This is a genomic window from Bifidobacterium sp. ESL0820 (assembly GCF_052606235.1).
On record NZ_CP199594.1, the window covers coordinates 1,650,967 to 1,666,364 of the forward strand.

13 protein-coding genes are annotated in these 15,398 nt (G+C 56.6%); all 13 read left to right on the plus strand.

Annotated elements, in window-relative coordinates; genetic code table 11:
* Window positions 1-412 precede the first annotated feature (412 nt).
* Window positions 413-1,729: an ABC transporter substrate-binding protein gene (locus ACUIAH_RS06445; RefSeq protein ID WP_445340727.1), complete on the plus strand. Its 1,317-nt coding sequence runs from the start codon at window positions 413-415 to the stop codon at window positions 1,727-1,729.
* Window positions 1,730-1,955: 226 nt separating this feature from the next.
* Entirely contained in the window at window positions 1,956-2,675 is a 720-nt protein-coding gene (locus ACUIAH_RS06450; protein WP_445340728.1) for a carbohydrate ABC transporter permease, read from the plus strand.
* Between the two features lie 2 nt (window positions 2,676-2,677).
* On the plus strand, window positions 2,678-3,508 hold the full coding sequence (locus tag ACUIAH_RS06455; RefSeq protein ID WP_445340729.1) for a carbohydrate ABC transporter permease: 831 nt from the start codon (window positions 2,678-2,680) through the stop codon (window positions 3,506-3,508).
* A 283-nt stretch (window positions 3,509-3,791) separates the two neighbouring features.
* A complete protein-coding gene (locus ACUIAH_RS06460; protein ID WP_445340730.1) occupies window positions 3,792-4,910 on the plus strand; it encodes a glycoside hydrolase family 172 protein in 1,119 nt (372 codons plus the stop codon).
* 30 nt (window positions 4,911-4,940) lie between these two features.
* Complete coding sequence (locus ACUIAH_RS06465; RefSeq protein ID WP_445340731.1) at window positions 4,941-6,416, plus strand: glycoside hydrolase family 32 protein; 1,476 nt, start codon at window positions 4,941-4,943, stop codon at window positions 6,414-6,416.
* Between the two features lie 100 nt (window positions 6,417-6,516).
* Window positions 6,517-7,494, plus strand: a complete 978-nt coding sequence (locus tag ACUIAH_RS06470) for a LacI family DNA-binding transcriptional regulator (protein ID WP_445340732.1) — start codon at window positions 6,517-6,519, stop codon at window positions 7,492-7,494.
* Between the two features lie 185 nt (window positions 7,495-7,679).
* A complete protein-coding gene (locus ACUIAH_RS06475; protein ID WP_445340733.1) occupies window positions 7,680-9,482 on the plus strand; it encodes an FTR1 family iron permease in 1,803 nt (600 codons plus the stop codon).
* Complete coding sequence (locus tag ACUIAH_RS06480) at window positions 9,479-10,102, plus strand: iron transporter (RefSeq protein ID WP_029678340.1); 624 nt, start codon at window positions 9,479-9,481, stop codon at window positions 10,100-10,102. Before ACUIAH_RS06475 ends, ACUIAH_RS06480 begins: the two co-directional genes overlap by 4 nt.
* Window positions 10,103-10,115: 13 nt before the next feature.
* On the plus strand, window positions 10,116-11,390 hold the full coding sequence (locus tag ACUIAH_RS06485) for a Fe-S-containing protein (RefSeq protein WP_445340734.1): 1,275 nt from the start codon (window positions 10,116-10,118) through the stop codon (window positions 11,388-11,390).
* 23 nt (window positions 11,391-11,413) lie between these two features.
* The gene (locus ACUIAH_RS06490; protein ID WP_445340735.1) at window positions 11,414-12,724 is read left to right on the plus strand and encodes an ABC transporter permease; all 1,311 of its coding nucleotides are present in this window, start codon (window positions 11,414-11,416) and stop codon (window positions 12,722-12,724) included.
* 16 nt (window positions 12,725-12,740) lie between these two features.
* Entirely contained in the window at window positions 12,741-13,907 is a 1,167-nt protein-coding gene (locus tag ACUIAH_RS06495; protein ID WP_445341568.1) for an ABC transporter permease, read from the plus strand.
* A gap of 44 nt (window positions 13,908-13,951) precedes the next feature.
* Window positions 13,952-14,779: an ABC transporter ATP-binding protein gene (locus ACUIAH_RS06500; RefSeq protein ID WP_445341569.1), complete on the plus strand. Its 828-nt coding sequence runs from the start codon at window positions 13,952-13,954 to the stop codon at window positions 14,777-14,779.
* Window position 14,780: 1 nt separating this feature from the next.
* On the plus strand, window positions 14,781-15,332 hold the full coding sequence (locus tag ACUIAH_RS06505; RefSeq protein ID WP_445340736.1) for an FMN-binding protein: 552 nt from the start codon (window positions 14,781-14,783) through the stop codon (window positions 15,330-15,332).
* Window positions 15,333-15,398: the final 66 nt, after the last annotated feature.

Consider the following 15,398-nt stretch of genomic DNA (forward strand, 5'->3'; position numbering starts at 1 on the left):
GCTGATTATTTTTCCTCATCTTCAAAGGATCTGCTGTTATCCATTGAGGCTACACGCCTTCACCGTTGGCCGGACAGAGGTTGCCTGCTTGATTGGGTACGCGATAACGTGGGTCTTATGTTATCCGGTTGACATATTCTGTTATTGATGTACGCTGTAATCAGCAGGTTCAAGAAAGGCTTGTAAATACAGTTATCTACGACAGATTGCTGATGTAAACCAGTACTCCAGTTTTGGGACTGTACTCAATAGTGTCCTGAATATGTTATTCGATTAACATACAACGGATCGCGATTGTCTGATGCTTGGTCTGCTGACGAAGGTGGTGAGTTGCCATGACCGGTTCCGGGACGAAAGCGTTCATGTTTCTGAAGGGAAACGGCTACTGGTGGGTTACAAAAAGGATAAGAAAATGAACAGACACAACGTGGTGAAAACTGTTGCGGCCTGCTTGGCCGGGATTTTGTCCTTGGGCATGCTGGGAGCGTGCGGCAATCAGGGCAAGGATGCCAGCGGGTCGACGATCATCAAATTTGGCATTCATGTGGCCAATCCGAAAAAGCAAGAGGCTGTGACGTATGACATAGTGCAGGCATTCAACAAGAAGCATCAAGGCAAATACAAGGTGGTCTTCGAAGCATCTGACAAGGAATCTCATTCTAAGAATATGAAGCTCGAGGCTTCTGATGGCACATTGCCCCAGCTGTTCTGGATCGATGCCAGCGAAGCTCCCGAATACAGTAAGTCCGGCGCCTTGCTGGACCTGCGTGATTTTCTGCAGAATAACCCTTCGGTGGCCAAGGCAATCGCTGGGGGAAAGGACTCGTTTGAAGATAAGCAGACCGGTCAATATGGGCTCCCCTATCAGAGCAATGTGCAAGGCTTTTTCTATAACAAGGAGATTTTTGACAAGTTGGGGATTCCTTATCCCAACGATGACACCACGTATGAGCAGCTGATGGAGACGCTTCCCAAGATCAAGGCAGGAGGATATACGCCGATTGCCATAGGAAGCAAAAACAGCTCCTATACGATGTGGGAATTTAACGAGCTTTTGGTTCGATACGGCTGGCAGGACAATCTGAAGAAGATCAAGGCAGGAAAAGAACAATTCAATAATCCTGATTTTCTCAAAGCATTTGATAAAATCGAAAGGTTGGCAAAGGCCGGTGCTTTCCCGGAAAATGTTTCGACCATTGAATACTTCGATGCCAAACAGCAGTTTAATGACGGGAAAGCTGCTTTATTCGGATCTGGGCAGTGGGACTGTGCCGAATTTGATTCTTCTTTAGGGGACAAGGTCGGATTTTGGTGGGGTCCAAAGTTTAGTGATTCCTCATATGACCAAAATGTATCCATGAGGGTCCCGGCGAATCCGATCGTGGTCAACAAGGCTGTAGGCGATGATACGGCGATGAAAGCCGGTGTCTACGAATTCCTCAAGTTCTATTACGGGGAACAGGCCGCAAAGATGTCCTATGCCAAATCGACCTTCCCTGCGACCAATTATCCAGGGCTGAAAGCGACGTCAAACCAATACGCCATGAATGAGATGCTCAAGGCGCTTGGCAAGAACTGGCCTTCGCCAGCCTCTGCACCGGATCTCACCTTGGATGCAGCGAGTCAACAGGCTCTCTATGACGCCATTTTCGGAGTGATCCAAGGTACTTATACACCTTCTGCAGGTTTGAGCAAGATCGATCAAGCCTGGAAAACCAGTCATAAGTAATTGAATATGTCTGCCCATTCTCCAAACGGGGGATTTGAGGGAATGAGGGGCATCACACTTGGAAGAACGGCATCATATGCGTTGGCTCAGCAAGACGCGGTACAAGGTGGGTTTTCTGATACCCACGTGCTTGGTTTACGTAATCTTTATCATCGCCCCTATAGCTATAGCTATCGGATACAGCTTTACTAGATATTCCGGAATCGGGCGGGCAAGATTCATTGGATTGTCCAACTATGTTCGGCTCATCCATGATCCATTCTTTTGGAAATCTGGCGCGAACACAATAATCATCTTTGTCGTTGCCTCAGTACTGCTCATGATTCTTTCGTTTTTCATTGCATTGCTGCTCAACAACAAACTGCGGTTCATCGATCTTTCCAAATCGCTGATTTTCTCTCCTGCGATTATCGCCCCTATCATCGTGGGCATTATTTGGGTCTACATACTGGATCCGAAGGTGGGCATTGTCAATGGTCTGCTGCGAGCAATCGGATTACGAGGTTGGGCCAAGCAGTGGATAGGCGGGACTGTCCTTTCTCCGTATAGCATCGCCATTATCTACTTCTGGCAGCAATTAGGTTATCTGGTCACCATCTTCATCGCCGGTTTGAAGATGATTCCCGAAGAGGTTCTTGAAGCTGCTCAAATCGATGGTGCCACGGGCTGGCAGCGGGTCCGTTATGTCGTCATACCGATGATGCGCTCCACGATATCAACCGTTGCGGTCCTAATCATTACAGGTATATTCAAAATATTCGAAATTGTACAGCAGACTACTGGCGGCGGCCCCAACCATCTCTCCGAGACTCTGGTGACCTACAGCTATTCCATGACTTTCACCAGCAGTGACTACGGATACGGCATGTCCATCGCCAGTGTCACCTTCCTTATTTCACTGGCGCTTACAGGGCTGTACTTCATCTTCAGCAGGAAGGGTGAGTAAGCATGCTTGCGAAACGCACGAAACGCATAATGTATGTCCTAATCGCCATCATTACGGTTCTGGTGGTGTTCCCCTTCATCTGGATGCTTGTTCTGTCGTTTAAGAGCAACGCAGAAATCCTGTCCAACCCACTTGCCTTGCCGCATTCCTTAAGTTGGGGCAACTATGTCAACGCACTGAAAACGCTTGACTATCCAAGACTATACGCCAACACCTTCATGGTCTGCGTGGTCGCTTTGGCCATCGAGCTGGTCATAACCTTCCTGAGTTCATTCGCTCTGGCAAGGATGGTGTTCGACCATCCCAATTTGCGACGGCTGGTCTATGGGTTTCTCATAGCAGGGCTGTGCGTTTCCCCCTTCATCCTGCTGTTTCCGGTGTATAAGATCAATATCTTTTTCGGATTACGGGAACAGTGGGCTCTGGTGTTTCCCTATGTGGCCTCGTCAATTTCTTTCAACACTCTGCTCTTCGTCGGTTATCTGCAGGCGCTGCCGCCTGAAATTGACGAGGCGGCCATTATTGATGGGTGCTCAATATGGGATCTTATGATTCGTATTATTCTGCCCATGACCAAACCAGTCATCGCTACCGTGGTCATATTCAACGTGCTGTACATGTGGAATGAGTATCCCTTTGCATCGGTCATGCTGCGCAGGCAAGCTGACTACACGCTGGCGATGGGTGCCTCCTTCTTCAAGGGCACTTATACGGTCGATTATGGCGGCATTGTGGCATCCAGCGTCATGATCATCATCCCCGAGCTGATTTTCTACGGGCTCTTCCAAAAGAAGATCGTAGGCGGCATGGTTGCCGGGGCTGTCAAGGGATGAATGAGGAAATTGGCGTTTGACCTTCTCTATTCAATAGACAATGAAAGGGCAAAGAATGAATAACATAAACGGGCTGTTTCGAGATTTGACGACAATTACGGATTCGCGCAATGGGCGATTGTCGAGCTGGGACCACAGCGGAAGGAATCAGGACTACTGGGAGGTTCCTGCGGGCAAGACCACCTGCTTAGGGGAAATAGAAGGCCCTGGCTGCATTACGCACATGTGGATGACATCCTCCTGCAGGAGGGTGGCGGCTCCCTCAATCATGGATCCCCAGCAAATGGCACAGGCAGCTCCTGTCATGGAGATCGGTCCCGCCTTGGGCGTGGTCTGGGATGATTATGACCCATTCTATTATCGGAAAGTGCTGATCAGCATCACGTGGGATGATCAGGACAGTCCAAGTGTTCTTGCCCCCTTGGGAGACTTTTTCTGTATAGGGAACAGTTATCCGGGGAATTTCTCATCTCTGCCCTTCAATGTCTCGCTCAAACCCGAAGAGGCTGGAAGATTCGGCGCACCCTGTTCGGTATCGTGCTACTTCCCGATGCCGTTCGATCGAAAGGCTCGCATCGATATCATCAACGAGGGTGATTTGCCCTTCATTCTGTATTTCAACATTGATTATGAAATGTATAGGGATCATCTTCCTGACGATACGGCATATTTCCATGCTTGCTGGAACAGAACCGCCCGCTGTGCAGGATGGGGCGACGATCTGCAGGTCAATGCGCCTGAAGTCAACGGAGTACGAAACCTCAAAGGTGAAAACAATTACACCCTTTTGGACGTTAAGGGAAGGGGACACTACGTAGGGTGCAATCTGACCGTCCACCACTATCAAGGCAGCTGGTGGGGTGAAGGCAATGATATGTTCTTCATAGATGGAGAAGAGTATCCCAGTCTCAATGGCACCGGTACTGAGGATTACTTCAATAATGCATGGGGTATGCAGAGGAACTCTTTCCCCTTCTTTGGGACTATTGTCCATGAGGCAGATTCAAATGGTGTGCAGGTCTCATATCGATTTCATATCACTGATCCGGTCAGGTTCTCTAAGAGTCTGAGAGTCAGCATCGAACACGGACACGCCAACCAGCTTTCTGATGACTGGAGCTCCACCGCTTACTGGTATCAGACTATGCCTGATGAAACGCCCTTGCATATCCTGCCGGTCGATCAGCGGATACCCGATGTGCCCACCTATGCCACACGAGACGGTGGCATGCCTTCATTGACTGACGATATGCGTGAGGCCAGAGAATCCTACGAACGTCGTTGGAAGGCCTATAGACCGCTACGGCAGGAGCAGTTCCGTCTCAAGGAGGAAAAGACTGCTCACGAGTCTGAATTGAATACGCAATTTGCTGCAGAGCAACGCCAGGCGTTCGACCGCTGACCATTTGACCAAGTGAAAGGAAAATCGGAAATGTCCCAGAAGAGCATGGCCTTGGCCATTGCACATGCGCAAAAGCATATTGATGATCACAAGGCTCAGGTGTCTGCAGGAGTTATGAGGCAGGAATACCACTTCATGGGACAAACCGGTTGGATCAATGATCCCAATGGTTTGATCTGGTTCCGCGGACAATATCACATCTTTTATCAATTTAATCCCTACAGCGGGTTTTGGGGCCGCATGTTTTGGGGTCATGCGGTCAGCGATGATCTCTTCCATTGGAGATATCTGCCGATCGCATTGGCTCCAAGCGAATGGTATGACGACCATCCACAAGGTGGCTGCTTCTCCGGGAGCGCCATCGTTAAGGATGACAGGCTGTATTTGCTGTACACCGGCACTTCCAATAATGGCAGAGGGTTTGAGCAGAACCAGTGCCTGGCGTGGAGTGATGACGGCATTCACTTCAAGAAATATGAAGGTAACCCGGTCATCAGCGCCCCCGAGGGGGTGTCTCATGATTTCTTCCGCGATCCCAAGGTCTGGGAGCACGAAGGTGTTTATTACCTGATATGTGGGGCACAACGGCATGGTCAGGCCTGTGTCCTGCTCTATCGTTCCGACGATCTGATCCACTGGCAGTTTCTCAACACTATGGCGGAAAGCAGGGGTGAATGGGGCTACATGTGGGAGTGCCCCGATTTCTTTAAACTTGGCGACCGTTATGTCCTATTCTGCTCGCCGATGGGAGCAGGAGAGCGCACAGTCGTCTACTTCATTGGTGATTTCGATTATCGGACCGGGCGATTTTGTTATACCTCGAATGGAGAGATTGATTGGGGATTCGATTTCTATGCTCCTCAGACCTTTCTGGATGGTTCAGGGCGTAGGATCATGCTTGCTTGGGCGAATTGCTGGGACTGGATGCCGTTTTGGAAGGACTGGGGGCCGACATATCGCGAAGGTTGGTGCGGGTCATTCTGTCTTCCGCGAGAGGTGCGCCTTGAAGGCCAGGATGAATTGGCATTCGAACCTGTTCGAGAGCTCTCGCTGCTCCACGTTGACCCCTATGAGTTGGAGCACATGGCAGTGGGAGTGGAGCCAACCGATATCCCGGTATCTGATGGCGTGCATTATGATCTGACTTTTTCGATTGATCTGGCGACTACCACAGCTGATGTCGTCGAACTGCACATGCGCGCAGACAAGCAGCATGAAACTGTCTGCTATCTTGATCTGAAACGTGCACTCATGGTAGTGGATCGCAATCGGGCTGATGGATGGAGCAAGGGGGCCACTCGGAGTAGTTTGACTGGCGTGAGGAATGCTGCTTTATCAGTTCGCATCGTCAGTGATCGTACATCACTAGAGATTTTTGCGGATGATGGCAGAGTATGTCATTCGCTCAACATTTTCCCCAAAAATGGGTGCAATGGATTTACTGTTTCGACTCAAGGCGGTGAGGCCAACCTGTTGGGTCTGCGATCGTACGGGGTGCGGATTTGATGTCTTTGCCGCAGTGGCAGGCGTAATCTACTAATGATGTGGGTTATCCCGTCGGGTGCCGTGGTTGGCAGAGGTACCGAACACGTGTGATGGAGCCAGTATGACGACGATTAATGATGTAGCACAGTATGCCGGAGTTTCTAAAAATACCGTGTCCCGTTACCTCAATAATCGCGGATACATATCGCAGATGACTCGCGAAAAGATACACAACGCCATCAATGTTCTTCAATACCATCCCAACCAGATTGCTCGAAGTCTGTACAGCAACAGAACCAACCTGGTCGGTTTGGTCATACCAGACGTTACCCAGCCTTTCTTTTCGACGATGACCGCCTGCATAGAGGATCAGTTGGATCGCAAAGGCTACAAGATGATCCTGTGCGATACCAAAGACTCTTCGAGCAAAGAGAAGAAGTACCTGGAGATGCTCCAGGAAAACAAAGTCGACGGCATCATCATCGGCAGCCATTCAATTGATATACGGTATTCGGACATCAGTGCTCCGATTGTTGCTTTGGACAGGAACCTTGCCGATGACATTCCTGTGGTAAGTGCCAACCATGAGCAAGGTGGACGCATAGCTGCGCAGGCCTTTATCAGACATGGGTGCAAGAAGGTCATCCAGCTGGTCGGATATACGAAGGTGAGAACACCCTCAGGAAAGCGTCATGCGGCATTCGGCGAAGAAATGATGAAACATGGCATCGCCTGCCACACCTATGAACTTGGACTGAATCAGTTCGATTTTGACTCTTATCTGGATGTGGCGGATATGATTTTGGATCGGTATCCCGATCTTGACGGCGTGTTCGCCTCAGATATGGTGGCGCTCGCGGTTCAAAAGAGGGCCTTGACAAGAGGGTTGTCTATTCCCGCAGATTTGCTGGTGTTCGGATATGATGGATCCTTCATATACAAGACTGCATACCCGCCATTGCCTACGATCATTCAGCCTTACCGACAACTGGCGAAGGTTGCGGTTTCTGTTCTCATGAAGCTCATCAACAAAGAGAAAGTTGATGAGCTCTCCTACACGATCGATGTGAAGCCATCCATGCAAGAGGGAGGCATATAGGGCGGCAAGGCGCAAAATCCACGCGCATTCTCCTCATAGCTCCCATAGTGTGAAATGGGTAAAAAGTCAAACCTATTTTTTCTGTTTGCTTTGCAGTAGATTAACCCATGGATCGTGTTGTACGGAGATATACAGCTTTATTGATCCTAGTAACGCAGGTGTGGAAGCTGATACTGGAGGTCAGGATGGCTAAGACTGGACGCATATCGGCGCGCATGTCGTCGATCTTGGCATTGCTGACTGTGTGCTTCATCCTATGTTGCCTGCCAATGCAAACGGCCCTAGGGGCATCCGCGTCGACCAGTTATGCTACTTGGACCGATGTGGTCAAGGCCATTGATCAGGATCTGAATTCTGGGCGGCGAGCTTATGCTGATGGTGATCATGCAGGGGCCGCTGCCAATTTCATGGCTGCCTACAATTCAGGCTACATCGGTTCGAATTTCGTTACAGTTACCGCTTCAACATTGGGGCAGGACCGCCGCAACGACTTGGATGAACGTTTTCAGTCTCTTCAGTCGAAAGCCTATGCGGATAACAATCAAGCTGTTATAGACCAGGATTGCGAAGCTTTGCGAGCCGATCTGGCTGCTGCGGCCTCCCAGCTGGATGCCACCCAGGGGCTGGCCAATCCCCGCGCCTATGCCAAGGCCCAGCAGGAGCAGATCAAGGCGGACCGTCGAAGGCTGGACGCAGCCAAGAAGCATCGGAACAACGGCAAGGGCGACCGGACCTGGACCCAGGTGGCCCACGAGATGACGCCCATTCTGGATCAGGCGCTCGCCCAGGCGTCCAAGGGGCAGGGCCAGGCGGGATCCGACCTGGTCAACAAGGCCTATTACCAGTATTACGAAAAGCTGGGCTTCGAGAAAAACGTCATGAACGCCATCAGCGGCAACAGGGTCTCCCAGGTCGAGTACCAGTTCAAGGAGACCCGGATGGCCATGGTGGCGGGCAAGCCGGCCAAGACCCTGGTGAACGACCTGAAAAGCATGCTGGTCGAGGACGCCGCCATTTTGGATGGAGGCGCCGCGGACCAGGTCAATGGGTGGACGTCCTTCCTGACCTCCGCCTTCGGCCAGGCCTTCGTGGTTCTGCTGCGGGAGGGTCTGGAGGCCATCCTGGTGGTGGCGGCCATCATCGCCTACCTGGTCAAGTCCGGCCATAAAGACAATGTCCGGCACATCTACTGGGGCATTGCAGCGGGCCTTATAGCCAGCGGGCTGGTGGCCCTGCTCTTCACTCTGCTCTTCAACGGGAATGGCCCTCAGCAGGAGATCCTGGAGGGCGTGGTGGCCCTGGTGGCCATGCTCATGCTGCTCTACACCAGCAACTGGATGCTGTCCAAGTCCTCTGTGGAATCCTGGAACCACTACATTCAAAGCCGGACGGTGGCTGCTATCTCGAAGGGCAGTGTGATCTCCCTGGCCCTGCTTTCCTTCCTGGCGGTCTTCCGCGAGGGGGCTGAGACGGTCATGTTCTACCAGGCCATCTTCGCCATGGCTCCTGGCGGCACACGTGAGATCTGGACCGGTTTTGCGGCAGCCGCCGTGGTCCTGGTCATCGTCTTCATGCTCATCCGCTTCACCTCGGTCAAGATTCCCATCCGGCCCTTCTTCATCATCACCAGCCTGCTCATGGCGGTTATGGTGGTCATCTTCGCCGGGGGCGGCGTCCATGCCCTGATCGAGGGCGACCTGGTGCCGGCCACCTACCTGCCCGGGGTGCCCACCAGCGACTGGATCGGGCTGTATCCATACACGCAGACCATCGGCGCCCAGATCCTGGCGGCCCTGGTCGTGGTCGTGCTGGCAATTGTGTCGACCCACCGCCTGCACAAGCAGGAGCAGGCGCAGTCGAATCAGGACTCCGGCGGGTCGTCGTCGGCAACCGCCCACCAGGCGGAAACCGAGCAGACCGCCGAAGGGGCTGTGCCCTATGAGGTCACGGCGTCCATGCAAACACCAAAGAGCGAAGGACAATCATGAAGAAGAGACAATTGACCGCCTTGGTCGCGCTGGTGCTCTCAGGCACCCTGGCCCTGGCGGGGTGCGGCTCCAGCGGGTCAGGCACCCGTGAGGCGCCCGCGCCTGAGGCCTCCGGTGCCTCCCAGTCCTCGGCGGGCAAGGGGGCCGGGTTCGAGGAGATCCCCATCCCGCCCGACGATCAGCAGAAGGGCCCTCTGAACATCGGCACGGTCTTCTTCCAGCCCATCGACATGGAGCCTGCATCCATGGGTCTGAAGGCGGCTGATGCCAGCCTGCACCTGGAGGCTGATATCCACGCCCTGCCCAACAACAACCTGGGCTATGCCAAGGGTGAGTTCGTTCCGGATCTGACCGTCAACTACACCATCCAGAACAAGGATGATCCCAACGACAAGCAGTCCGGCACCTTCATGCAGATGAACGCCTCGGATGGCCCGCATTACGGGGCCAACATCAAGATGGAGAAGGCCGGATCCTACAAGCTGACCTATTCCATCGACTCCCCGGAGAAGAAGGGCTGGATGCTGCACGTCGACCCGGAGACCGGCGTGAAGGGACACTTCTGGACCGAGCCCATCGTGGTCAGCTGGGACTGGGACTACACGCCCCACCAGTGGTAAGCTGCTATGCACCATGCTTGAGCAATTTGTCACGGTCTTGCCGGGGACGCTGGCCCCGGCCCTCCTGGTCATGGTTTTCAGCGTGCTGCTGGGGGTGGGCGAAGGCCGCGATCGGCCCCGTTCCTCCTCCTGGCGACTGATCGGTCTGGGGGTCGGCGTGCTGGGGGCGTTGGTCTTCGCCCTCCTGCGCGCCACCGTGATCATCAACCGGCGGACCATGGTCAACTACCCGACCCTGGTAGCCTGCGTTCTGACCGATCTGGCGGCCATCGCGGTGGTGCTGGCCGCCGACCGGCTGGTTTCAGACTGGCATCGCCGCCCCTGGGCCATGGATCTGGCCAACGGTTTCGCGGCACTGGCCATAGCACTGACCACCTTCCGTGCCCTGCCCGATGTCATCCTGCAGCTTACGGCCTTTGTTGAGCCGGGGGAGCCGGTGCTGACCTCGGCCATGCTCCTGCGGGCCCTGGGTTTCCTGCTCGGCCTGGCTGCCGCTGTGACGGTGGCTGCCATTCTGAGGACCATGCATACCTCCTGCCCCCGGATAGCCTTCCGTCTGGCCGCCCTGCTCATGGTGGTCCTGCTGCTGGTCCGGCACGGCGTAGCCCTGGTGGCCCTGATGCAGACCACTGGCCTGGTTCTTCTGCACGGCTGGGCCTTCCGGGTCATGGCCCTGGGTTACAACGCCGACCTGATCCTGGTGCTTGCCCAGGTTCTGGTCTTCATCATTCCAGTCCTGGCCTGCCTGGTCGCAGGCTGGCGCATGCCGGTGACCGGAGCTTCCACGGCCGACGACCGCAGCCACCGGGCCTTCCGTCGAAGGGCCCTGGCATCAGCGGTCTGGAGCCTGGTAGCCATGATCGGTGTCACCCTGGCCCTGACCGTGGGCACGGCCCAGGCCCACAAGGTCCCCGTGCTCTCGCCTCCGGAGCGGTATTCCCTGACTGCCCATACGGCTACCATCCGTTTCTCCCAGGTGGAGGATGGCCACCTGCATCGATTCAGCTACCGGGCCAAGGACGGCACCGAGATGCGCTTCATCATCATCCGCAAGAATGGCGCCGCCTATGGGGTAGGGCTGGATGCCTGCGATAACTGCGGGGATGCGGGCTACTACGAAAAAGACGGCAAGATCATCTGCAAGAAGTGCGACGTAGCCATCAACCTGGCCACCATCGGGTTCAAGGGCGGCTGTAATCCCGTCCCCCTGCCCTACAAAACCGGCCGGGGCGCCATACTGATCAGCACCGCCGACCTGGATGCCCTGTCATCGCACTTCAAGAGCTGAAAAAAAGGGAAGGAGCGGTTGGTATGTTCTTCATGCGCATGATGCTGCGGTCGTTCAGCCGCCAGTTTGGGCGAAGAATGCTCATCGCCGTCACGGTCTGCCTGTCTGCCTGCGTAGCAACGGCCATGCTGGGGGTGGTCTTCGACGTGGGCGACAAGCTCAACGCGGAACTGTCCACCTACGGATCCAACATCACGGTCCAGGCCAAGGCTGATGCCGTGGTCTCCGACCTCTACGGCGACCAGGAGGGCGGCCCATCAGGCGACGAGTCAACGCCGACAGCCTTCCTCAAGGAGTCCCAGGTGCCCAAGATCAAGACCATCTTCTGGGCCTACAACATCACCGACTTTGCCCCCCGTCTGGACCTTCGCGGCACCGTGGACCAGGTCGGCGCCCCCCTGGTGGGCACCTGGTTCGGCCGGACCGTCAAGGTTGACAGCGGCGAGAGCAGCACCGCAGGCCTGAAAGGTCTTCGGCCCTGGTGGAAGGTTCAAGGACGCTGGCCCAAGGACGAGGCTGGGTCCGGCAGCAGGACCGAGGCCATGATGGGCAAAGAGCTGGCTGCACGACTGGGTGGCCGTCAGGTCGGCGACCAGGTCAAGGTGGGTCTGGATGGTAAACAGCAGACCGTCACCATTGTGGGCATCTTCGACTCCGGTGATTCGGATGCCTCCTCCCTCTACCTGCCCACCAAGGCGTTGCAGGAGATGTCCGGCCTGACCGATCAGATCGATCAGGTGGAGGTCAAGGCCCTGACCACGCCCGAGAACGACCTGGCCCGCAAGGCCGCACGAAACCCTGCTGCCCTCTCCCAGGACGAGTGGGAGACCTGGTACTGCACGGCTTATCCGTCCTCCATCGCCTACCAGATCGAGGAGGCCATACCCGGGTCCATGGCCAAGCAGGTCAGACAGGTGGCAGCCCTGCAGGGCGATGTTCTACAAAAGACCCAGGCGGTCATGATTCTGATGACCGTGCTCAGCCTGCTGGCGGCAGCCATCGCCGTGGCCAACCTGATGGCGTCCTCCATATCCGAGAGGTCCTCGGAGTTCGCTCTGCTCAAGGCCTTGGGTGCCACCGATGGAGCCGTGTCCCGACTGGTGCTGGCCGAGACGGCGCTGATCGCCCTGGTTGGGGCTCTGGTCGGCGCCCTGCTGGGCTCCGGAGTGGCACAGATTGTGGGCAGAGTGGTCTTCGGCTCGGGCATCACCATGAGGCCCATGGTCTTCGTGCTGGTCTTCGTGCTGCTGGCCCTGACCGTGCTGCTGGCGTCCATTTCGTCCATCAGATCGATTCTGCGGCTTCGGCCGGCGGAGGTGCTTCATGGCCGCTGATCGCCATACAAGCCATATGACCAACACCCGCATGTTTCTGACCATGCTCTTCGGGGCCGTCTTCCGCCGTAGGGGCCGGGCCCTGATGGCCGTGGTGGCCTCCTTGGTGGGCGCGGCCACCCTTTTCTGCCTGGCGGCGGTCTGCATCGAAGCCCCCAGGCAGATCAACCAGGAGATGCGCTCCTACGGGGCCAACCTGGTTGTCTCGCCCATTCAGGGAGGCAATCGGTCCGGGTCCGGCATCGAGCAGAGCATGGTGGACCACACCACCCACATGGTGACTGCCAAGGCCCCGGCGCGGTACGCCACCTATCGATATGAGACGGTGCAGGTCAATGCCGGGGCTCGCGTGATGGCCGGCATCCAACCCGACCAGGTGCGTCAGCTCAACCGTCACTGGAGTGTGGAGGGATCCTGGCCGCAGTCCGGTTCAGTCATGGTGGGGCGGGATCTGGCAGATTCGCTGGGGCTGACCACTGGCAAGCAGATAACTATTGGCTATCCGGCCGGGCAATCCACCGTCACGGGCAAGGCCGGAGGGCAGGGGCGAGACTTCCGTGTGGGGGGCATTGTCGATACCGGCGGTCCCGAGGATCGCATCATCTACGCTGACCTGGCCGATCTGGAGCTCCTGACCCGGGCCAAACGGGGTACCGATGTCATCGAATACTCGGTCAACACCATGACCTCGGGGCTGAAGACCATCGCTGCCAGCATCAACGACATGACCTCCATGGGGGTCAAGGCCCGGCCAGTCACCAGGATCACAGCGGGCGACAGCCACACCATCGCCATGCTCCAGTCGCTCTTCTGGCTGGTTTCGGTGGTGGTGCTGGTCCTGACCTTTGTGGGCGTGGGGACCACCATGGCCTCCATCGTCTCCCAGCGGCGCAGCGAGATCGGCCTGCGCAAGGCTCTGGGCGCCTCATCGCGGGGGATAGCCATGGAGTTTCTGGCTGAGTCGGCCTGCTACGGATTGGCAGGAGGCCTGATCGGCACCGCTCTGGGCTATGGCTTCGCCCGGCTGCTCTGCTTGTCCGTCTTCCAGCGGCCGCTGGGCTTCAACTGGTGGCTGGCCCTGGGCACGGTCCTGCTGAGCGTGGCCATATCCATGATCGCATCCATCCGGCCGGTCCTCCGGGCTTCGCGTATCGACCCGGCCCTGGTTTTGAGGGAGGAATGACAATGACGCAGGCAAAGGCGAACGAGTCCCCGTCGGGCGGCGGCATGCTGCTGGATCTGGACCATGTATCCAAGATCTACGGCGATCTGCATGCCCTGGACGATTTGAATCTGAGCGTCCCGCAAGGTCAGTGGCTGGCCGTGGTGGGGTCATCCGGCTCAGGCAAGACCACGCTGATGAACATTCTGGGTTGCATGGACACGCCCAGCCGTGGTTCGGTCCGCCTGCAGGGGCGGCCGCTGGAGGATCTGAGCCAGTCCCAGCTGGCCGATGTGCGCAAGAACGTGATCGGCCTGGTCTTCCAGAAGTTCTACCTGGTCCCGCATCTGACCGCTCTGGAGAACGTCATGGTGGCCCAGTACTACCACTCAGTGGTGGACGAAGACCAGGCCATGAAGGCCCTGGACCGGGTGGGTCTGGCGGATCGAGCCCGCCATCTGCCCAGCCAGCTTTCGGGCGGCGAGCAGCAGCGGGTCTGCGTGGCCCGGGCGCTGATCAACGAGCCCAAACTGATCCTGGCTGACGAGCCCACTGGCAACCTGGACGAGGCCAATGAGCGGATCGTGCTGGACCTCTTCCGGCAATTGCATGACCAAGGGACCTCCCTGATCGTGGTCACCCACGATGCCCTGGTGGCCTCCTGCGCCCAGCGGGAGATCATGCTCAACCACGGTGTGCTGGCCGGCGAGCAGTGGAATGATGAGGAGGCCAAGCGGGCCTACCTGGCAGCCGGAGGTCGGCCGGCCTTCAGTGGAGATCCTGGCGATTCCGGGGACCAGGATATTCCGGTGGGCTTCCACGACCCCACCAAGACGGCCAAGACCGGCGGCACCCTGCCGGGATCGGCTGCTGATGCAGAAGGAGGGCGTTGAAATGGCTAAAAGCAAGTCTCGGGGACTGGCCACGGCCTCGGCAACATTGGCGACCCTGGTGGCGGTGGGCTCTCTTTTGGGCGGCTGCGGAAGCCAGCAGGCCAAGCCCATGGACGACGAGTTCGCCGGGTCAGGCGCAGAGTCCAGCTCTGCTCCAGGGTCAGCGGAAGGATCCGGCGCGGCGGGCGAGGGCAAGCCTACGGCCGTCTCGCGTGATGGGTTGCCGGCCGCTCCGGCCGACACGGGCAACTATCACGACGGCACCTACGCTCTGACGGGCAAGTACGGGCGTGACGGGGCCGACACCATCGATGTGGATCTGGATCTGTCGGGAGGGCAGGTGAGCCGGGTCCAGGTCCAGGGGCATTCGGACTCGCCCATCTCGCGCGGTCACATGGAACGCTTCGCCCGGGCTGTGCCCGGTGTGGTCCAAGGGCGTCCGCTCAAGGACCTCAAGGTGGAGAAGGTGGCTGGGGCCAGCTGGACCTCGGACGCCTTCAATAAGGCCCTGGACCTGGCCCGGCTGGAGGCTTCGGCGGACAGATCTTCCTGAGAACCGGGCTGCACGGGTGGCAGAGACAAAAAGGGGCGAGGATTCGATTCCTCGCCCCTTTTCTTC